The organism is Bradyrhizobium sp. Kon56 (assembly GCF_055807635.1).
Window position 1 is genome coordinate 90517 of sequence record NZ_JBVVOU010000006.1, and the last position, 18773, is coordinate 109289.

Sequence of the window (18773 nt, forward strand, 5' to 3'; positions counted from 1 at the left end):
GCAAGCAAGTTAACGGATGATACCGGCCATGCCGCCAGGCGCCTCGCCCCGCTCCTCCCTCGACATCGAATACACCAAGCTATCCTCGCCCAGCGTCTTCCTGGTGCGGATGCTGGTCTTCCTGGTGCTCTGCACCCTGGTGGGCGTGGTGCTCTATAAGCAGATCATCCAGGCCTTCTTCGCCAATCCCGGCCTCAATGCCCTGATCGGCGGCGTGCTGTTCATCGGCATCATCCTGGCCTTCCGCCAGGTGATCCGGCTGTATCCCGAAGTCTCCTGGGTCAACAATTTCCGCATCGCCGATCCCGGCCTTGCGCCCGCCCGCCACCCCAAGCTGCTGGCGCCGATGGCGATGATCCTCGGCGGCGAGCGCACCGGGCGGATGTCGATCACCCAGACCACCATGCGGCACCTGCTCGATTCGATCGCGACCCGCCTCGACGAGGCCCGCGACATCTCCCGCTACATGACCGGGCTTCTGGTCTTCCTCGGCCTGCTCGGTACCTTCTGGGGCCTGATCGAAACGGTCGGCTCGGTCGGCAAGGTGATCGACGGGCTCAAGGTCGGCGGCGATTCCGGCGCCCTGTTCGACACGCTGAAGGAGGGGCTGGCCGCCCCGCTCGGCGGCATGGGCATCTCGTTCTCGAGCTCGCTGTTCGGCCTCGCCGGCTCGCTGATCCTGGGCTTCCTCGACCTGCAATCGAGCCAGGCGCAGAACCGTTTCTACACCGACCTCGAAGACTGGCTTGCCACCACCGTGCGCGAATATGGCAGCGGCGAGGTGGCTGTTGCCGGCACTGGCGGTGGCATTGCCAGCGGCGAGCTTCAGGCCGTCGTCGAGCGCTTACGCTCCGTGCTCGAGGAAGGCAGCGGCAGCCGCGGCACCACCGCGGCGATGGCGAGCCTCGCCGAAGCCATTCAGGCGCTGGTCTCGCATATGCGGACCGAGCAGCAGATGATCCGCGAATGGGCCGACGGCCAGGGCGAGCAGAACCGCGAGATCCGGCGCCTGCTGGAGCGCATCGCGCGTCAGCCCGAGAAGGGTTAGCGACATGGCACTGGCGCGCGGTCGCCGCGGCGATACCTCCTTCAACTACTGGCCCGGCTTCGTCGACGCGCTGTCGACGCTGGTGCTGTCGATCGTGTTCCTGCTGTCGGTGTTCCTGGTCGTGCAGTTCTTCCTGTCGCAGGAGGTCACCGGCAAGGACAAGGCGCTGGAGCAGCTCAACGCCAAGATCGCGCAGCTCAACGAATTACTGTCGCTGGAGAAGCTCGGCAAGCTCACGCTCGACGACCAGGTCTCGTCGCTGAAAGCCGGCCTCGCTTCGGCCGAGAGCGAGCGCGACCGCATCAAGGGCCTCTATGAGGGGCTCGCCGCGGCCGGCAACGATGCGCAAGGCAAGTCCTCCGAGCTCGGCAAGGCGCTGGATTCCGAGAAGGCGGTTTCGGCCCGGGCGCTGGCGCAGATCGAGGTGCTGAACCAGCAGATCAGCGCGCTGCGGCGGCAATTGGCCGCGCTGGAAGAGGCGCTCGACGTTAGCGAGAAGCGCGACAAGGAATCGCAAAATCGCATCGCCGACCTGGGCTCTCGCCTGAATGTCGCCCTGGCGCAGCGCGTGCAGGAATTGTCGCGCTATCGCTCGGAATTCTTCGGCCGCCTGCGCGCCATCCTCGGCAACCGCCCCGACATCCGCATCGTCGGCGATCGCTTCGTATTCCAGTCCGAAGTGTTCTTCGACACCGGACAGGCAGTGCTGCTGCCCGAAGGCCGCGCCGAGCTCGACACGCTCGCAACCGCGCTGATCGATCTCGACAAGAAAATCCCGAACGAGATCCCTTGGGTGCTGCGTGTCGACGGCCATACCGACGTGCGCCCGGTCAACGGTCCGAACTTCAAGTCGAACTGGGACCTCTCGGCCGCGCGCTCGATCTCCGTGGTGCAGTACCTGATCTCGCTCGGCGTGCCGGCCCAGCGCCTGGTCGCCGCCGGCTTCGGCGAATTCCAGCCGCTCGACACGGCCAACACCGAGGAAGCCTACAAGCGCAACCGCCGCATCGAGCTGAAGCTGACGGAGCGGTAGTGAGCGCCCTCCACCTCCGCCGTTACCGTCCCGAGGACGAGGCCGCTTCGATTGACCTGTGGCATCGCACCTGGCAGCAGGCCTATCCGCAGATCGACTTCGCGGCCCGCCTGGACTGGTGGCGCGAGCGCTGGCGCAAGGAGCTGGTGCCGAAGGCTTCGATCGTGGTCGCGGAGCAGGACGGCGCGCTGACCGGCTTCGTCACCATCGACGGCGACGGTTATCTCGACCAGCTCGTGGTCGATCCCGCGCACTGGGGCTCGGACGCGGCGCGGCTGCTGGTGGATGAGGCCAAGCGCCTGTCACCGGCGGGCGTGACGCTGCTTGTCAACAAGGACAACAGCCGCGCCATCCGCTTCTACGAGCGCAAAGGCTTCGCGCATGCCGGCGACGAGGTGAACCCGACCTCGGGACGTCCGGTGCTGAAGATGATTTGGCAACCTTAGATTCTGGCGATCTTGATTCTGGACGCGTGACGGCCGTCACGTCGGGATCCCAGGACGTCAGCTAGTCGTTGTGCCCGCAAGTTGCGCCGGCAAGCGGATGGAGATGACCGATGAAATTGAGCGATCTGGCCAAGGGGTCTTCGGTCCTGCTCGGCGTCATCGTCGCCGGATATGTTTCGACGAGCTATGTCGACCAGCACCTCGCCACGCCGGTCAAGACGACGAGTGCTCCGACGAATGGCCTTGGGCCATCGGCCTGCGTTGATGAGGACGGGAGCTGGAAGAACTGGCCATGGCCGAACGTGCCGGCGCTGTCGCCGAAGTGCTGTTAAGCAGTGCTGCCGTCAACTCGCCGCGGTGCGCTCTCGGCTCAAGCGGAGTTCAAGCTCGAACTGCCAGCTTTCGGCTTGGCGGATCGCGCGTTGGCTGTCTTCGCGAAGCCGGATCGACTCATCGATCGCTCGCTGCGCCCGCTCCAAAAGTTCGTGGGTTTCCTTGCTGAATGGCGGGGCCATGAGGCGCACTCCCATTGAGGCGGGAGCACAAATCATCTCTCAGGCACCGACGCCTACGGACGAGCCTTTGGCCGGCGATACCTGATTAGGCGCCACATCCGGGGGAACTGCAAGGTTCATCCACTCGGCTCAGGGGCGCGGGCTGCCCTATCCGAAATTCCGGAAGCCCACGATGGGCAATCCGAAACTCAGCACAACGATGACGCCGCTACCAGCGACAACAAGCAGCGCCGCTTTCCACCCCGCAAGGCCGCGCTTTTGCTGTCGAATAGCGAACAGGATGAGGAGGATGAACAGTACCGGACCGATCAGAACAATCATTCACAACACCGTCCACTCCGTCAGCTCAACGAACAACGCCTGCCGCATCGTTCTTGCTAGGAACCACCCAATCGATTGCGAGCAGGCAACTTTCGACGACAATGAAGGCGGCCAGACCGCCGAGCCAACCGAAGAAGACCACGGAAAAGGTAGCAAGCAAGAGCGCGCAGAAGACGTCGGCGACAAGCTTGCCGTTGCGCTCGCCTCGGGTCTGGTCGGCTGTCGAATAAGGCATTTGGCGTCTCCTGGGTCGGCCCGAACCCTAGCTTCAGCAGCCGCGGCCGTCCACTCCCTCCGCGCGCGCCAACGCTGTCCGAAATTCCTGAAGCCAACGACGAGCATTCCGAAACTCATCAAAACGACGACGCCCATGTTCTGCGACAGCCAGCAGCGCCGCTTCCATCGATCACCTTACGATGTGGCCGATTCGAATCGCGCAGCCGATCAGATCGACAAATGTCCGCTATCGACCCGGCTACGAAGGGAGACCACGTGGTGCGACGCTCTCGCCAAAAGCTCCGCTGTCATTCCCCGCGGAGGCGGGGAATCCAGTACGCCGCGGCTTATCCCTTGATCCCTTCCGTCTCGGAGTACTGGATCGCCCGCCTTCGCGGGCGATGACACTGTGAGTGGGGCAGCAGTCCGGAGTACTCCGCCTCACGCCCCCTCGAACTGCAACCTCGCCAGCCTGGCATAGAGCCCGTTCGCAGCCACGAGCTCGGCATGCGTGCCCTGCTCGACGATTCTGCCCTGATCCATCACCAGGATGCGGTCGCACGACAGGACGGTTGCGAGGCGGTGCGCGATGACGAGCGTGGTGCGGTGGCGCATCAGCTCTTCCAGCGCGGTCTGCACCAGCGTCTCGCTTTCGGCATCGAGCGCGGAGGTGGCTTCATCGAGCAGCAGCAGCGGCGCATCGCGCAGGATCGCACGCGCAATCGCGATGCGCTGGCGCTGGCCGCCGGATAGCGTCACGCCGCGCTCGCCGAGCGGGGTGTCGAAACCTTCGGGCAGACGGCGGATGAACTCGGCGGCGTGCGCGAGCTCGGCCGCGCGCTCGACCTCGGCATCGGTGGCATCGGGTCGGCCGAAGCGGATGTTGTCGCGGGCACTGGCCGCGAACACGTTGGATTCCTGCGGCACCAGCGCGATACGCGAACGGAATTCGCGGGGATCGGCGGATTTGACCGGCACGCCGTCGAGCGAGATCGCGCCGCTGCGCGGATCGTAGAAGCGCAACAAGAGATGAAAGATCGTGCTCTTGCCGGCGCCGGACGGACCGACGATCGCGACTTTCTCGCCGGGACGCACGGCGAACGACACGGCATCGAGCACATTGACGTCGCGCCGCGCCGGATAGGCGAAGCTGACATGGTCGAAGCCGACTTCGCCGCGCGCCGGCACCGGCAGCGCGCGCGGCGAAGCGGGCGCCGTGATGTCGGGCTGCACATGCAGGATCTCGAACAGGCGCTCGGCAGCGCCTGATGCCGCCGAGATCTCGCCCCAGACTTCGCTGAGCTGGCCGAGGCCGGCCGCGGCGAAGGCCGCATAGAGCACGAACTGGCCGAGCCGGCCCGGCGTGATGGTGCCGGTCAGCACGTCGTGCGAGCCGATCCAGAGGATCGCGACCACGCTTGCGAACACGATGAAGATGATGATGGCGGTGAGCACGGCACGGGCCTGCGTGGAGGTGCGCGCGGCTTCATAGGCCTGCTCGACCTCGCCGCCGAAGCGCTTCTCGGCGAGGCTCTCGCTGGTATAGGCCTGCACGGTACGGATCGCACCGACCAGCTCGCTCGCATAGGCGGAGGCCTCGGCCAGCGTGTCCTGCGCATTGCGCGACAGCCGCCGCACCCAGCGCCCGAAGGCGACCAGCGGCAGCACGATCAGGGGAATGGCGAGCAGCACGAAGCCCGACAGCCGCGGGCTGGTGATCACCATCATCGCCGCGGCACCGAAGAACATCATCAGATTGCGCAGCGCGATCGAGACCGAGGCGCCGACGGAGGATTTGATCTGGGTGGTGTCGGCGGTGAGGCGCGACACCAGCTCGCCGCTGCGCGCGGAATCGAAGAAGGCCGGCGACAGCGACAGCAGATGGGCGAAGACGTCACGCCTGAGATCGGCGACGATGCGCTCGCCGATCGTCATCACGAGGTAGTAGCGCGCGGCACTCGCCAGCGCGAGCACGGCGACGACGGCGATCATCACCGAGAAGTAGCTGTTGATCAGCTCGATGCCCTCAGGCGTCAGGCCGAAATCGATCATCCTGCGCACCGCGACCGGCACCAGCAGGGTGGTCAGTGCCGCGATCGTCAGCGCGACGAAGGCCAGCGCCGCCCGGCCGCGATAGCGGGCGACATAGGGCGCGAGCGCCAACAGCGGCCGCAGCTTCGCGCGGCTCTTCGCCGGCGCCTCGATCAGGTCGGCCTCGATCGACGGGGCTTCCGCGGACCCGGTTTCAAGCCGTTCTACTGCGCTCATGAGATCCGACCAAAAGACAAAGAGAGGTGCTCCGCTCCAGATAGGCCGGGCGAGCGGGAGTGGCAAATCCGGGATGTCCCTTAGGGGGCAGCCCGGCCCGCTAAGGCCCTCAAAAGGCTTGCAATGGCTTGTTTTACAGGGGCCCGTGGGGTATAGACCCCGCCAAATCCGTCATTCGATAGCCACTCAAGTGAGGCGCCGGGGCGCCGAGGAATTGCCATGAAAGCCGAAATTCACCCGAACTATCATACGATTAAGGTCGTGATGACCGACGGAACCGAGTACCTGACCCGCTCCACCTGGGGCAAGGAAGGCGACACGCTGAACCTCGACATCGACCCCAAGTCGCACCCGGCCTGGACCGGCGGCAACGCGCAGCTGCTGGATCGCGGCGGCCGCGTCTCGCGCTTCCAGAAGAAGTTTTCGGGCTTTCTCAAAAAGGATTGATCCGGCCCCTCGAGGCTGGAGACGAAAACGCCCCCGGAGAGCCGGAGGCGTTTTTTGTTTTGGGGGCGCTCGTCGCGATGACGGGAGCTTACCGCTCGAACGCCGCCTTCAACGCGTTGAGATGCGGCACCAGCGGGTTGCCGATCGAGGAATGATCGACCGGCGGGGTGTGGATGGTGTTGTCCAGGCGGCGCACGCGGGTCTGAAGGCTCATCGAGCGATGGATCAGGTCCTGGAGCTGCGACGGCAGCTTCTCGATGGTGTCGGTTGAGCCGGGATCGGCGGCGGAGAGCTTGACCTTGGTCTTTTCGCGATTGGCCTGGCCCAGCGTCATCTCGCCTTCCTTCACGGCGCGGTGCAGCAGCAGCCACGAGGCGAGCTGCATCAGGCGGGTGGTCAGACGCATGCTCTCGGTCGCATAGGTGAGGCTGACGGCACGATCGAGCGCCTTGGCCTCGGTGCGGCCGGCGCCATCGAGATAGGCGGCGGTCTCCTCGACCAAGTCCATGCCCTCGCGGAACAGGACGCCGAACGCCGCAGAATTGGTGAACCGCTCGCTGAGTTGAACGAGAGCGCCTTCGGCTTGCAAACGTTCCATGGTTAACGCCCCTTACGCAACTGTCTGACTGCCCGGCTTTGGCACCGGCTTATGATGAACAAATCATTGCGCGGGCGAGACGCCGAGTCCAGTGACAAGCGCGGATATGGTTTCCGCGGGTCTTTGCCCGGAATTCAACCGCGGCGAGACGCAAAAAGGCGGAGCTGGGCGCAAAAAAAGAGCCGCCGGAAAACCGGCGGCTTTGAAAGTTGATAACAGGGAGGCGTCAAACAGAGTGGACAGGAGCCACTCGGTGTCCAAACGAGGACAGTTCCCAGTCATAAACTCGAAAGCTTAATGTGGAGTAAACGAGCGATTATCTTGAGGGTTCGTTAGCCATGTCGGTCAGTGGCCGAGTGGGCCCGCGGAACAAACTGCCCGTCATGCCCGGGCTTCCACGTCCTCTCCTTCGGCGAAAGATCAAGAACGTGATGGCCGGGACATAGGCGAGCGGAAGCGACGCCGTCCTTCGGACGTGCCCGGCCATGACGCCGTGGAAGTGGCTGGCGCTCCTCTTCCAATCCGCTACTTCTTGAAAACGCTGTTGGCCGCATCACGCGAGGCGCGCTTCTTTGTTGCGGCTTCTTCCAATCTTGCGATCTCGCCCTTGAGAAGCGCGATGCGGTCGGTCAGTTCCTCCACCGACAAGAGTGAGAGATCCTGTCCGATGTCATGGCTGATCTTCTTGCGCGGGCGGTCGTCGTCTTCCATCGCCATCCTGGTTCCTCCTGCGTTCGCCTCACAAGCGGCTGAGGCGGTTGCCAGCCTGCACCGCGCTGGCTAAGCAATGGCCTCGTTCCATCCCGCACCTTTGCTCAAGGACACATCATGGACAAGCTGCCCGCGCAAATGACCGTGGTCGCCATCTCGAAACCCGGCGGACCGGAGGTGCTGGTGCCGGAACAACGGGCGCTGCCGCAGCCCGGCCCCGACGAGATCCTGGTCAAGGTGCAGGCCGCCGGCGTCAACCGGCCCGATGTCGCGCAGCGCTCCGGCGCCTATCCGCCGCCGCCCGGCGCCAGCGACCTGCCCGGCCTCGAAATCGCCGGCGAAGTGGTGGCCGTCGGCAGCAACGCCAAGCGGCACAAGATCGGTGACAAGGTGATGTCGCTGGTCGCCGGTGGCGGTTATGCGCAGTACTGCATCGCGCAGGACGGTCAGGCGATGAGCGTGCCGCCGTCGCTGTCGATCAAGGAAGCCGGCGCACTGCCGGAAACACTGATGACGGTCTGGCACAATGTGTTCGAGCGCGGCGCCCTGAAGGCCGGCGAGACGCTGCTGATCCACGGCGGCTCTTCCGGCATCGGCACCATGGCGATCCAGCTCGCAAAAGCTTTCGGCGCCAAGGTGATCGTCACCGTGGGATCGCAGGACAAGATCGATGCCTGCCTCAAGCTCGGCGCGGATCGTGCCATCAACTACAAGACCGAAGACTTCGTCGCCGTGGTCAAGGCGGAGACCAACAATGCCGGCGCCAATCTGATCCTCGACATGGTCGCCGGCGACTATGTCGATCGCAACTATGACGCCGCAGCGCTCGACGGCCGCATCGTGCAGATCGCGACCCTCAACGGGCCCAAGGTCACCGTCAACATCGCCAAGGTGATGGTGAAGCGCCTGACCCATACCGGCTCGACGCTGCGCCCCCGTAGTAATGCGGACAAGGCGGCGATGGTGGCCGCGATCGAGGCGAAAGTGATGCCGCTTTTGCGCGAAGGCCGCGTCAAGCCGCTGATGGACAGCACTTTCCCGCTGGAAAAGGCATCCGACGCGCACCGGCGGATGGAAACCTCGGCACATATTGGCAAAATTGTGTTGGAGGTCTAGGCCAACGGCCCACAGGGCAAGCCGGAAACCCTTTGATTTTCCTTGCTTTCGTGGCATCTATCGCGACGCACCGAACCACTTTGTTCCGTTCGGAAAACGCCGTGCACCGAAGAGCCTGCACCGAAGAGTTTGCGTCGAACGCGGAGAACTGACCTTGCGTCTGATCAGATGCCTCGCGCCCATAGCGCTGGGCCTCATGATTCTCGTCTGCGCGTTCCCGGCGCGCGCGCTGGACGCTGTCAGCGTCCGCGGTGACGCGCCCGCGATCGACCTCACCGGCGTGCTCGAGCATCAGCGCAGCGACGCCGACCGCATCCAGGTCTCGACCGCGCCCGGCACCGACGGCATCGTCCGCCGGATCGAGGTGCGCGCCCGCGAAGGCGGCCAGAACTGGGTGGTGTTCGCGCTCGCCAACAACACCGACGACCAGCTCGACCGCCTGATCGTCGCTCCGCATTACCGTATCGTCTCCTCGGGGCTGCTGTGGCCCGACCTCGGGCTGTCGCGCATCGCGACCATCACGCCCTCGACCGGCGACCGGCCGGAGCGGCAGGAGAGCCCGACCGCCGACGTCTTCCGCGTCACCCTCGATCCCGGCGCGGTCGTCACCTTCGTCGCGGAGCTGCGCACCGACAAGCTGCCGCAGCTCTATCTGTGGGAGCCGGAATCCTACAAGGACAAGGTCAACTCGTTCACGCTGTACCAGGGCATCGTGATCGGCATCTCCGGCTTGCTGGCGCTGGTGCTGACAATCCTGTTCGTGGTCAAGGGCAGCATCATGTTCCCGGCCGCCGCGGCGCTGGCCTGGGCGGTGTTGGTCTATATCGGCGTCGATTTCGGCTTCTGGGGCAAGGTGCTCGACATGTCGAACAACGCCGAGCGCATCTGGCGCGCGGCGGGTGAGGCGATCCTGGCGGCGACGCTGCTGGTATTCCTGTTCGCCTATCTCAATCTCAGTCGATGGCACGTGCGCTATTCCCACATCACCGTGGGCTGGCTCGCGTTCCTGGGATCACTGGTGGCGCTGGCCCTGTTCGACCCTGCGGTGGCCTCCGGCATCGCGCGCATATCGCTGGTGCTGATTGCCTTCGCCGGCTTCGCGCTGATCGTCTATCTCTCCACCCACGGCTTCGACCGCGCTGTGCTGCTGATCCCGACCTGGTTCCTGCTGGTGGTCTGGGTGGTCGCGGCCGGCATGACGGTCGCAGGCTCCGTCACCAACGACATCGTCGGCCCTGCGCTGCTCGGCGGCCTCGTGCTGATCGTGATGCTGATCGGCTTCACGGTGATGCAGCATGCGTTCGCCGGCGGCGGCGCCACCACCGGCGTCGTCTCCGACATCGAGCGCCGCGCGCTGGCGCTGGCCGGTTCCGGCGATTTGATCTGGGACTGGGACGTGTCCGCCGACAAGGTCTTTACCAGCCCTGAGACCGAGGCCCTGCTCGGCCTCAAGCGCGGCACGCTGGAAGGCCCGGCCGCCTCCTGGCTCGAAGTGCTGCACCCGCTCGACCAGGACCGTTTCCGCGCCGCGCTCGACAGCGTGCTCGACCAGCGCCGCGGCCGCTTGGTGCAGGATTTCCGCCTGCGCACGCCGGACGGTCACTTCATGTGGTTCGCGCTGAAGGCGCGCCCGGTGGTCGGCTCCGACGGCGAGGTCTCGCGCGTGGTCGGCACCCTCACCGACGTCACCGAGCTGCGCAACGCCGAGGAGCGCCTGCTGCACGATTCGGTGCATGACAATCTCACCGGCCTGCCCAACCGCAAGCTGTTCATGGACCGGCTCGGCGCCGTCGCGCATTTCGCCAAGACCATGCCGACGCTGCGGCCGACGCTGATGGTGATCGACCTCGACCGCTTCAAGCAGGTCAACGATTCCGTCGGCATCGCGGTCGGCGATTCCATCCTGCTGACGCTGGCCCGCCGCCTCACCCGCATCCTGAAGCCGCAGGATACGCTGGCGCGGCTCGCCGGCGACCAGTTCGGCTTGATCCTGCTCTCGGAGCAGGACCCCGCCCGCATCACCGCCTTCGCCGAGACCATCCGCAAGACCATCCGCGCGCCGATCGCCTTCAACGAACGCGAAATCTTTCTCACGGCCTCGATCGGCCTCGCCTTGTCCGATCCGCAAGTTCAGCTCACGGACGAGATCATCAAGGACGCCGAGCTCGCGATGTATCACTCCAAGCGCATCGGCGGCGACCGCATCGACGTCTACAAGTCCGCGATGCGCGCGCGAAAAACCGACCGGCTGACGCTGGAGAGCGAACTGCGCCGCGCCATCGAGCGGCAGGAGCTCACGATCCTGTACCAGCCGATCGTGCGGCTTGAAGACCGTTCGGTCGCCGGCTTCGAGGCGCTGGTGCGCTGGGATCATCCCAAGCTCGGACGCATGGCGCCCTCGGAATTCATCACCATCGCGGAAGAGACCGGCCTGATCATCGACCTCGGCATGTTCGTGCTCGACCAGACCGCCAAGCAGCTCTCGATCTGGCAGCGCGCGATGCGCTCGCGCGAGCCGATCTTCGCATCGGTCAACGTCTCCTCGCGCCAATTGCTGCGCCACGATCTGATCCACGACATCCGCACCGTGCTGTCGCGCTCCTCGGTCGCGCGCGGCACGCTGAAGCTGGAATTGACGGAATCGCTGGTGATGGAGAATCCGGAGCACGCGGCGCAGATGCTGACGCGCATCCGCGAACTCGGCACCGGGCTGTCGCTCGACGATTTCGGCACCGGCCATTCGTCGCTGGCCTATCTGCAGCGCTTCCCGTTCGACACCATCAAGATCGACCAGTCCTTCGTGCGCACCACCAACCGCGGCACCCGCCCGGTGATCCTGAAGTCCATCATCGCGCTCGCGCACGACCTCGGCATGGACGTGGTCGCCGAAGGTGCCGAGACCGATTCCGACGCGGTCGAGCTCTACCAGATGGGCTGCGAATACGCGCAAGGGTTCGCCTTTGGCGAACCCATGGATGCCGACGCCGCGATGCGCCTGCTCACGGAAGTGCGCCTGGAAGCGGCGAGCTAGCTTCCCTTCGCCTCACCCAGGCCTGCGCCGGTCACTCTTCAGCTTGGTGAACCGCACGCTCGCACCGTCCGGCATCCGCATCGCCTTGAAACCCGCGGCGAGGCAGGCTTCGCGTTGCGGCATCTGGATATCCGGGCTGCGCAGGCTGTCCCACCATGAGGCACGATTCGCCGCGCGCGGCAGGGCCGCGCCGATAATCTCTTCGATCTGTTCATAGGTCAGCACGAATTCCGCCTGCTTCTGCCGCATCAGATAATCGCGCAACGCGTCGTAGTCGTTCACCGCTGTCCTCTTCGCTGGTCGAAGCTCCGCTTTGCCCAAAAACGTGAGCCGCGGAAACCAATTTTTAACTCATTCCGGCAGCGCCGTCCCGGCTTAAACACTGCTCAAGCTTTCGGGCGCATTCACTGGTGTCGGGAGCAAACGATGTTGTCTCGATGGCGCGACGTCACGGCCCGGCGGCCATGGCGGCTTTCGGCGAAGCTGCTGATCATCTCGTCCGTGGTGACGGTGATCGGCTTTTCCGCCATTTGCGTCAACGTCATGCTGGACATGCGCCGAGGCGAGGAGGCGCTCGCCCGCCAGACGCTGGAAAACCTGGCGACGACCATCGAGTCCGACGTCAGCCGCAACATCGAGATCTACGATCTGGCCCTTAAGGCGGTCGCCAGCAACATGCTGCTGCCGGAAATCGCCACGGTCTCGAAGCCGATCCGTCACCTCATCCTGTTCGACCATTCGACCACGGCGAGGCATTTCGGCGCGATCCAGGTGTTCGACGCCGACGGCCGGTTGACCATTGACGCCTCGACGCTCGATCCCGTTGTCGTGAACCGGGGCGACGAGGATTACTTCAAGGCCCATCGGGACAATCCGCAAGCCGGGCTCTTCATCAGCCGTCCCATGCTGTTCCGCGGCGCTTATTCGATCGTGCTGAGCCGGCGCATCAGCGATACCGACGGCGGCTTTCTCGGCGTCGTCGCCGGATCGATCCGCTTCAGCTATTTCCACGAATTGTTCGAGCGGCTGAGCCTCGATCCCGACGATACCATCACCGTGCTCAGGCGCGACCGTACCGTCATGATGCGGCGGCCGTTTGATCTCGACGTGATCGGCACGAATCTGGCCGACCGGCCGGTCTGGAAGGCCGAAAATCTGAAGGTCGGCAGCGCATTCGCCGGACAGGGGCCGATCGACGGCACGCCGCGGCTCTATGTCCGCAGCGGTGGGACCAGCCCGCTATTCGTGGTGGCAGGTAAGCCACTGAACACCGTGTTCGAGCTCTGGCAGAGGGAAGCCTACCGCATCGGCGCCGTGGTCGTGGCGCTCAGCCTGTTCATGCTGGCATCGACGCTGGTGCTCGCGCGCGAGATCGGCCGGCGCGCCGAGGCCGAGCGCAAGCTCGAGGAGATGGCGACGACCGACGCGCTCACCGGCCTGAAGAACCGCCGCAAGTTCGACCAGGTGATCGACGTCGAATGGCGCCGCGCGATGCGGCAGCAGACGCCGATCGCGCTGTTGATGATCGATGCCGATCACTTCAAGGCCTACAACGACACGTTCGGCCACCAGGCCGGCGACCAGGTGCTGGTCGGCATCGCCATCTGCATTTCCGATTCGGTGAGCCGCGCCGGCGACTGCGCCGCGCGCTATGGCGGTGAGGAATTCGCCGTGCTGCTGCCGGGCACCTCGGTCACGGACGCCCTCCTGGTGGCCGAGACGATCCGCGCCAAGGTGCAGGGATGGTCCGACAACCACACGAGCTCGACGGTGTCCTGCGGCATCGCGAGCCTCGTTCCCACCACCGGCATGGACTGGCCGATCCTGGTCGCCGCCGCCGACAAGGCGCTCTACGCCGCAAAAGCCGGCGGCCGCAACCAGTCGGTGGTCGCAAGCTTGCCGAAGCTGTCGCTGGTGGCGTGAGGGTTTCGTTCCGTCATTGCGAGCGAAGCGAAGCAATCCAGACTGTCTCCGCGAAGACAGCCTGGATTGCTTCGTCGCTTCGCTCCTCGCAATGACGAGCGGAGCGCTACTGCCCCAAATACTTCTTCATTTCCGCAATGAGCCCGTCACGCAGCTCCGGCCGCTTCAGGCCGTAGGCGATGTTGGCGCGGAGGAAGCCGGGCTTGGAGCCGCAATCATGGCGCTCGCCCTCGAACTCGACGCCGTAGAAGCTTTGCGATCTGGCGAGGCCGATCATGGCATCGGTGAGCTGGATCTCTCCGCCGGCGCCGCGCTCCTGGGTCTCCAGGATCTTGAAGATCTCCGGCTGCAGGATGTAGCGGCCGGTGATCGAGAGGTTGGAGGGCGCGGTGCCCTTGGCCGGCTTCTCGACCATGCCGTCGACCTCGAACATCTTGCCGGTGCGTTTGCCGACGCCGCAGATGCCGTATTGATGGGTCAGATGGTCGGGCACCGCCTCGACCGCGATGACATTGGATTTTTCGCCGAGCTTGCTGGCGGTGTCGATCATCTGCTTCAGGCAGCCGGGCGAATTGAGCACGAGCTCGTCCGGCAGCACGACCGCGAACGGCTCGTTGCCGACGATATCGCGCGCGCACCAGACCGCGTGACCGAGGCCGAGCGGCGCCTGCTGGCGGGTGAAGCTGACGGCGCCGGCCTCCGGCTGGTTCTGCGCCAGAACGTCCTGCTCGGTCTTCTTGCCGCGCGCGGCCAGCGTCGCATCGAGCTCGAACATCCGGTCGAAATGATCTTCGATGACACTTTTGTTGCGGCCGGTGACAAAGATGAAGTGCTCGATGCCGGCTTCCCTCGCCTCGTCATAGACGTACTGGATCAGCGGCTTGTCGACGATCGTCAGCATTTCCTTCGGCATCGCCTTGGTGGCGGGCAGGACGCGAGTGCCGAGGCCGGCAACGGGAAATACGGCTTTGCGGATTTTCATGGGATTGATCGAATACCTGAGGAACACGTGAAGGGAGCAATGGCATCTTGCTAGCTTGTTTGCAGCCGCCAACAAAGGCGGATGTGGGGCCTCATCCTCACAGAGTTAAGAAAAAGGCCACCATCAAAATTTCACCTTTGTTAAGCTGTTGGCAACCGTAACCAGGCCTCCTGAGGGCGGATTTTGGCCGGACAGGTGTGGACATGATGCAATCAATGGCAGGGCTGGCAAAACGGGGCGGGTCCGTGACCGGTGCGACGATGATTGCGACCGCCCTGCTGTTCCCACTTCCCGCCAGCGCGCAGGCTCAGAACGGTTTGTCCAATCTGTTCGGCGGTATTTTCTCCGGCCCGAACCAGGCGCCTTCGCCAGCAGCGCCCGGGTCCAGCGGCGCTCAAACGGGAGTTCAACCTTGGACCGGCGAGGATGGCGCCTCCGGGCATCCGCTGATGACAGCCGCCGCGATCCGAGAGGCCGCGGGTAACTTCAACAATTGCGTCGCAGGCATGTGGCCCGATGCCGCACGGCGCAACATCACGCAGGAAAATTTCCAGCGCTTCACGGCAGGCCTCGCGCCCGATCTGCGCATCATGGACCTGATGGATTCGCAGCCCGAGTTCACCAAGTCGATTTGGGATTATCTCGACATCCTCGTGAACGACAACCGCCTCGCCAAGGGCCGCGAGGTCCTGGCCAAATACAAGGCGCAGTTCGAGGCCACCGAAAAAGCCACCGGCGTCGATCGTTATGTCATCGCCTCGATCTGGGGCATCGAGTCCAACTACTCGACGCAGATGGGCGACCGCAGCGTGCTGCAATCGACCGCGACGCTCGCCTGCATCGGCCGCCGCCAGGCTTACTTCAAGGACGAATTCCTCTCCGCGCTGGAGATCCTCAACCGCGGCGATCTCAGGCCCGAACAATTGCGCGGCTCCTGGGCCGGCGCCTTCGGCCCGACCCAGTTCATGCCGACCGCGTTCAAGCGCTTTGCCGTGGACGGCGACGGCGACGGCCGGCGTGACGTCGTCGACAATCCCTCCGACCTGATTGCGTCGACCGCCAACAATCTGAAGAAGGACGGCTGGCAGGCCGGCCAGACCTGGGGCTACGAGGTCGTGGTGCCCCAAGGCTTCAACTACATGCTGGCCGACCGCGCCAAGGCGATGACGGTAGCGCAGTGGGAGAAGCTCGGCCTCAAGCGCCCGACCAACCAGCCCTTCCCGCATCCAGCCGAGAAGGCCTATCTGCTGGCGCCGGCCGGTGCCCAAGGGCCCGGCTTCCTGATGCTGCAGAACTTCCGGGTCATCATGAAGTACAACCCGGCCGAGGCCTATGCGCTGGCGATTGGCCATTTCGCCGATCGCCTCCGCGGCGGCCAGCCGTTCGTTCAGCCCTGGCCGCGGCAGGAACGGGAGCTGTCCCGGACCGAGCGGCTGGAACTCCAGCAGCTGCTGGCCCAGCGCGGCTTCTACAGGGGCACCCCCGACGGCCAGTTCGGCGGCCAGACCCGGGAAGCCCTGCGCAACTTCCAGGCCTCGATCGGGGTCCCCGCGGATGGATTTCCCTCCTCCGACGCGCTGAATCGGCTGCGGGGGCAGTAAAATCGCGCCGAAAGTAACCCTGAACAGGGATTTTGGCCGGCAGTCTTGACCGGGGCGGCGGTTCGCCGTGTATGGGCCAATAATTCTGGGCCGAGAATCTGGGCCCAGAATCTCAAGGATCTGAAGAGAATCTGAAAGAGAATCTGCCCGTTTGGCGCCCGATTCCGTTATTATATCGAGCCTGTCCTGATCCCTATTGCACGTGCCGAGATCGCATGTCGAAGAAGTCCCTGTTCAAGGTGCTGACCGAGACCGGCCCGCTGATCGCGCTGGGGACGGCGCTTGCGATTCTGGTGTCGGTCGCGGGACCCGCCTCGGCGCAGTTCTTCAACTTCCCCGGCTTCGGCGGCCCGCCGCAGCGCTCGGCTCCGCCGCCGCCGCGCAACGGCGGAGGCGGAGGCGGCGGATGGTTCGGCGGCGACTTCTTCGCGCCGTTCCAGCAGCAACAGCCGCAAGCGCCGCGCCAGGATTTTTCGCGCGCACCGGCGCCGGCCAAGCGCGACACCATTCCCGACAGGAACGTGCTGGTGATCGGCGACGCCATGGCTGACTGGCTCGCCTACGGCCTGGAGGACGCCTACACCGAGCAGCCCGACATGGGCGTGATCCGCAAGCACAAGACCACGTCGGGCCTAATCAAGTACCAGCCCAAGGGCGAGCCCTCGGACTGGACCGCTGCTGCGAAAGGCATTCTCGAGACCGAGAAGCCCGACGTGATCGTGGTGATGCTCGGCCTCAACGACCGCATCGCGATCCGCGAGGCGGCAGCACCCGATAAATCGGACAAGGCGACGGACAAGGACAAGAAGAACGACAAGGGCGCGCGCGGCAAACCACCGGCCAAGCCTGGCGATGCCAAGCCCGGCGACACCGCCGCGAAGCCGGATGACAAGCCGGCCGATGCCGACCTGCCGCAGGATGATGCCGACAACGCTGACGCACCGGCGGTCGCCGCGCCCGAGAAGACCGCGCGCAACCCGAACGGCCTCTACGAATTCCGCGACGAGCGCTGGGTCGAGCTCTACGGCAAGAAGATCGAGGAGCTCGCCAACGTCCTCAAGTTCAAGGGCGTGCCGGTGCTCTGGGTCGGCCTGCCCGCCATCCGTGGCCCCAAGGGCACCGCGGACATGCTGTTCCTGGATTCGCTCTATCGCGAAGGCGCGGCCAAGGCCGGCATCACCTATGTCGACGTCTGGGACGGCTTTGTCGACGAAGCCGGCCGCTTCTTGCAGAAGGGCCCGGACTTCGAAGGCCAGATCCGTCAGCTCCGCAGCGGTGACGGCGTCTATTTCACGAAACCCGGCGCGCGCAAGCTCGCCCACTATGTCGAGCGCGAGATCACCCGCCTGCTCGCCGGGCGCTCCGGCCCGATCGCGCTGCCGAGCGAACCGGCGACCCCCGACACCAGTGCCGAACCCGGCAAGCCCGCGCCGCGGCCGCTGGCCGGTCCGATCGTGCCGCTGGTTGCGGCCTCGATCTCGACCGATCAATTGCTGGGTGGGCCGGGCTCACGTCCTGCCGCCGTCGATGCGCTCGCTGCGAAGACGATGGTGAAGGGCGAGCCACTGGCTGCGCCCGCCGGCCGCGCCGACGATTATGCCTGGCCGCGCCGCGAAGTCGGCCGCGAGCAGGCCAAGGGCGATACGCCGGTCGCCACGACGACACCCGATGGCGGTACGCCGGGTGCGGCCGCGGCGATCGCCCCGCCAAAGCTTGCGCCGAAGAAGCCACCGGCGCCGCAGCAACCGGCACAGGCAGCGCCATCGATGCGCGATTTCTTCGGCTTTGGCTCGCCGCCGCCCCCGCCGCGTCAATTGGCGCCGGCGCCGCGCAATCCGAATCCCAACCCTGCGATCCCGCGTCCGCCTGGCAACGTCGGGCGATCGGCGGAAGTGTTCCGATAATTTTCTAAGCTGAGCTCTCGTGTCCCGGACGCGCTGCAGCGGGAAACGCTGCTGCGCAGAGCCGGGACCCAGCTCGTCCGACAGTCACAAAAAGAATGGGCCCCGGCTCGGCAACGCGGCGTACGCGCCGCGCTGCGTCCGGGGCCCTGATGCTTATCGCGCGTTGGCTTTAGCCTAGTAGCGCCAGCGCGGCGGCGGGCGGCGCGAAGGCCGCGCCATCAGCAGTGCCAGTGCAAAGCCGATGCCGCCGGCGACCAGCAGCGCGCCCATCGGGTTGTCCTGCACCTTCTGGGCAATCGCCTGCGAGCCGTCACGCAAGGTTTCGGCCGGCTTGTCGTAGGCGTCCTTGGCATAGCTTGCCGCGGTGTCCGTGGCGTCACGTACGGCATCCTTGGCCTGGCCGTAAAGATTCTGCACACTGCCGGCGGCTTCGCGTGCCTTGCCGGACGCCTGTGTCTGCGTATCGCTAGCCAAATCTCCGATAGCGCCTTCCGCGCGTCCGGCGAATTCCTTGGCCGATCCGACAATCCGATCCTTATCCATGATGCTCCTCCTCGGGGGTCAGCCCAAGTAACCGATCAGGAGCGGCGCAGTTCCATCTGACTTGAAATTG

At 65.1% G+C, this 18773-nt stretch carries 19 protein-coding genes; 10 read left to right on the plus strand and 9 right to left on the minus strand.

Annotated elements, in window-relative coordinates:
- Positions 1-28 precede the first annotated feature (28 nt).
- From AC0L3B_RS11990 to AC0L3B_RS12005, 4 genes are all read left to right on the plus strand, one after another.
- Entirely contained in the window at positions 29-1048 is a 1020-nt protein-coding gene (locus AC0L3B_RS11990) for a flagellar motor protein MotA (protein WP_018454614.1), read from the plus strand.
- 4 nt (positions 1049-1052) lie between these two features.
- A complete protein-coding gene (locus AC0L3B_RS11995) occupies positions 1053-2081 on the plus strand; it encodes a peptidoglycan -binding protein (protein WP_018454615.1) in 1029 nt (342 codons plus the stop codon).
- Positions 2081-2527, plus strand: a complete 447-nt coding sequence (locus AC0L3B_RS12000) for a GNAT family N-acetyltransferase (RefSeq protein ID WP_018454616.1) — start codon at positions 2081-2083, stop codon at positions 2525-2527. Before AC0L3B_RS11995 ends, AC0L3B_RS12000 begins: the two co-directional genes overlap by 1 nt.
- A gap of 110 nt (positions 2528-2637) precedes the next feature.
- Positions 2638-2859, plus strand: coding sequence for a hypothetical protein (locus AC0L3B_RS12005; protein WP_473380417.1), 222 nt, complete (start codon positions 2638-2640; stop codon positions 2857-2859).
- A 12-nt stretch (positions 2860-2871) separates the two neighbouring features.
- Here the strand turns inward: AC0L3B_RS12005 and AC0L3B_RS12010 are convergent, their stop codons facing one another.
- The 4 genes from AC0L3B_RS12010 to AC0L3B_RS12025 form a co-directional block, all read right to left on the minus strand.
- Positions 2872-3042: a hypothetical protein gene (locus AC0L3B_RS12010; protein WP_157642917.1), complete on the minus strand. Its 171-nt coding sequence runs from the start codon at positions 3040-3042 to the stop codon at positions 2872-2874.
- Between the two features lie 147 nt (positions 3043-3189).
- On the minus strand, positions 3190-3363 hold the full coding sequence (locus AC0L3B_RS12015; protein ID WP_162847278.1) for a hypothetical protein: 174 nt from the start codon (positions 3361-3363) through the stop codon (positions 3190-3192).
- A 25-nt stretch (positions 3364-3388) separates the two neighbouring features.
- Positions 3389-3598, minus strand: a complete 210-nt coding sequence (locus tag AC0L3B_RS12020; RefSeq protein WP_018454620.1) for a hypothetical protein — start codon at positions 3596-3598, stop codon at positions 3389-3391.
- A 422-nt stretch (positions 3599-4020) separates the two neighbouring features.
- A complete protein-coding gene (locus tag AC0L3B_RS12025) occupies positions 4021-5847 on the minus strand; it encodes an ABC transporter ATP-binding protein/permease (RefSeq protein WP_085351760.1) in 1827 nt (608 codons plus the stop codon).
- Between the two features lie 219 nt (positions 5848-6066).
- Here AC0L3B_RS12025 and rpmE point away from each other — a divergent pair, with 219 nt between their 5' ends.
- Complete coding sequence (rpmE, locus tag AC0L3B_RS12030; protein ID WP_018454622.1) at positions 6067-6294, plus strand: 50S ribosomal protein L31; 228 nt, start codon at positions 6067-6069, stop codon at positions 6292-6294.
- Positions 6295-6382: 88 nt separating this feature from the next.
- Here rpmE and rcdA read toward each other — a convergent pair whose 3' ends face one another.
- Both rcdA and AC0L3B_RS12040 read right to left on the minus strand, forming a co-directional pair.
- Positions 6383-6892, minus strand: coding sequence for a protease adaptor protein RcdA (gene rcdA / locus AC0L3B_RS12035; protein ID WP_018454623.1), 510 nt, complete (start codon positions 6890-6892; stop codon positions 6383-6385).
- A 525-nt stretch (positions 6893-7417) separates the two neighbouring features.
- Positions 7418-7609, minus strand: coding sequence for a DUF1192 domain-containing protein (locus AC0L3B_RS12040; protein WP_018454624.1), 192 nt, complete (start codon positions 7607-7609; stop codon positions 7418-7420).
- Positions 7610-7720: 111 nt separating this feature from the next.
- Here AC0L3B_RS12040 and AC0L3B_RS12045 point away from each other — a divergent pair, with 111 nt between their 5' ends.
- Together AC0L3B_RS12045 and AC0L3B_RS12050 are read left to right on the plus strand one after the other, a co-directional pair.
- Positions 7721-8719 carry an NAD(P)H-quinone oxidoreductase gene (locus AC0L3B_RS12045; RefSeq protein ID WP_018454625.1) on the plus strand — a complete coding sequence of 333 codons (999 nt, stop codon included), beginning with the start codon at positions 7721-7723 and terminating at the stop codon, positions 8717-8719.
- Between the two features lie 154 nt (positions 8720-8873).
- Positions 8874-11750, plus strand: a complete 2877-nt coding sequence (locus tag AC0L3B_RS12050; RefSeq protein WP_026232774.1) for an EAL domain-containing protein — start codon at positions 8874-8876, stop codon at positions 11748-11750.
- A 12-nt stretch (positions 11751-11762) separates the two neighbouring features.
- Here the strand turns inward: AC0L3B_RS12050 and AC0L3B_RS12055 are convergent, their stop codons facing one another.
- The gene (locus AC0L3B_RS12055; RefSeq protein ID WP_018454627.1) at positions 11763-12032 is read right to left on the minus strand and encodes a DUF7662 domain-containing protein; all 270 of its coding nucleotides are present in this window, start codon (positions 12030-12032) and stop codon (positions 11763-11765) included.
- Positions 12033-12176: 144 nt separating this feature from the next.
- Here AC0L3B_RS12055 and AC0L3B_RS12060 point away from each other — a divergent pair, with 144 nt between their 5' ends.
- A complete protein-coding gene (locus AC0L3B_RS12060) occupies positions 12177-13673 on the plus strand; it encodes a sensor domain-containing diguanylate cyclase (RefSeq protein ID WP_473380418.1) in 1497 nt (498 codons plus the stop codon).
- Between the two features lie 106 nt (positions 13674-13779).
- On the opposite strand, the gene AC0L3B_RS12065 is transcribed toward AC0L3B_RS12060, so the two are convergent.
- The gene (locus tag AC0L3B_RS12065) at positions 13780-14655 is read right to left on the minus strand and encodes a UTP--glucose-1-phosphate uridylyltransferase (protein WP_026232775.1); all 876 of its coding nucleotides are present in this window, start codon (positions 14653-14655) and stop codon (positions 13780-13782) included.
- 203 nt (positions 14656-14858) lie between these two features.
- Here AC0L3B_RS12065 and AC0L3B_RS12070 point away from each other — a divergent pair, with 203 nt between their 5' ends.
- Positions 14859-16256 (plus strand): lytic murein transglycosylase, encoded by a 1398-nt coding sequence (locus tag AC0L3B_RS12070; RefSeq protein ID WP_473380419.1) that lies wholly within the window; start codon positions 14859-14861, stop codon positions 16254-16256.
- A 215-nt stretch (positions 16257-16471) separates the two neighbouring features.
- Positions 16472-18160, plus strand: a complete 1689-nt coding sequence (locus tag AC0L3B_RS12075; protein WP_473380420.1) for an SGNH/GDSL hydrolase family protein — start codon at positions 16472-16474, stop codon at positions 18158-18160.
- Positions 18161-18334: 174 nt separating this feature from the next.
- Here the strand turns inward: AC0L3B_RS12075 and AC0L3B_RS12080 are convergent, their stop codons facing one another.
- Entirely contained in the window at positions 18335-18703 is a 369-nt protein-coding gene (locus AC0L3B_RS12080) for a CsbD family protein (protein ID WP_018454632.1), read from the minus strand.
- Between the last annotated feature and the right edge of the window lie 70 nt (positions 18704-18773).

What these genes read in the sequence shown, in the direction of transcription:
- rcdA (WP_018454623.1), bottom strand. Translation starts at nt 6,892, where the DNA reads ATGGAACGTTTGCAAGCCGAAGGCGCTCTCGTTCAACTCAGCGAGCGG.
- AC0L3B_RS12045 (WP_018454625.1), top strand. Translation starts at nt 7,721, where the DNA reads ATGGACAAGCTGCCCGCGCAAATGACCGTGGTCGCCATCTCGAAACCC.
- AC0L3B_RS12080 (WP_018454632.1), bottom strand. Translation starts at nt 18,703, where the DNA reads ATGGATAAGGATCGGATTGTCGGATCGGCCAAGGAATTCGCCGGACGC.
- AC0L3B_RS12040 (WP_018454624.1), bottom strand. Translation starts at nt 7,609, where the DNA reads ATGGCGATGGAAGACGACGACCGCCCGCGCAAGAAGATCAGCCATGAC.
- AC0L3B_RS12060 (WP_473380418.1), top strand. Translation starts at nt 12,177, where the DNA reads ATGTTGTCTCGATGGCGCGACGTCACGGCCCGGCGGCCATGGCGGCTT.
- rpmE (WP_018454622.1), top strand. Translation starts at nt 6,067, where the DNA reads ATGAAAGCCGAAATTCACCCGAACTATCATACGATTAAGGTCGTGATG.
- AC0L3B_RS12065 (WP_026232775.1), bottom strand. Translation starts at nt 14,655, where the DNA reads ATGAAAATCCGCAAAGCCGTATTTCCCGTTGCCGGCCTCGGCACTCGC.
- AC0L3B_RS12070 (WP_473380419.1), top strand. Translation starts at nt 14,859, where the DNA reads ATGATGCAATCAATGGCAGGGCTGGCAAAACGGGGCGGGTCCGTGACC.
- AC0L3B_RS12010 (WP_157642917.1), bottom strand. Translation starts at nt 3,042, where the DNA reads ATGGCCCCGCCATTCAGCAAGGAAACCCACGAACTTTTGGAGCGGGCG.
- AC0L3B_RS11995 (WP_018454615.1), top strand. Translation starts at nt 1,053, where the DNA reads ATGGCACTGGCGCGCGGTCGCCGCGGCGATACCTCCTTCAACTACTGG.
- AC0L3B_RS11990 (WP_018454614.1), top strand. Translation starts at nt 29, where the DNA reads ATGCCGCCAGGCGCCTCGCCCCGCTCCTCCCTCGACATCGAATACACC.
- AC0L3B_RS12075 (WP_473380420.1), top strand. Translation starts at nt 16,472, where the DNA reads ATGTCGAAGAAGTCCCTGTTCAAGGTGCTGACCGAGACCGGCCCGCTG.
- AC0L3B_RS12005 (WP_473380417.1), top strand. Translation starts at nt 2,638, where the DNA reads ATGAAATTGAGCGATCTGGCCAAGGGGTCTTCGGTCCTGCTCGGCGTC.
- AC0L3B_RS12025 (WP_085351760.1), bottom strand. Translation starts at nt 5,847, where the DNA reads ATGAGCGCAGTAGAACGGCTTGAAACCGGGTCCGCGGAAGCCCCGTCG.
- AC0L3B_RS12015 (WP_162847278.1), bottom strand. Translation starts at nt 3,363, where the DNA reads ATGATTGTTCTGATCGGTCCGGTACTGTTCATCCTCCTCATCCTGTTC.
- AC0L3B_RS12020 (WP_018454620.1), bottom strand. Translation starts at nt 3,598, where the DNA reads ATGCCTTATTCGACAGCCGACCAGACCCGAGGCGAGCGCAACGGCAAG.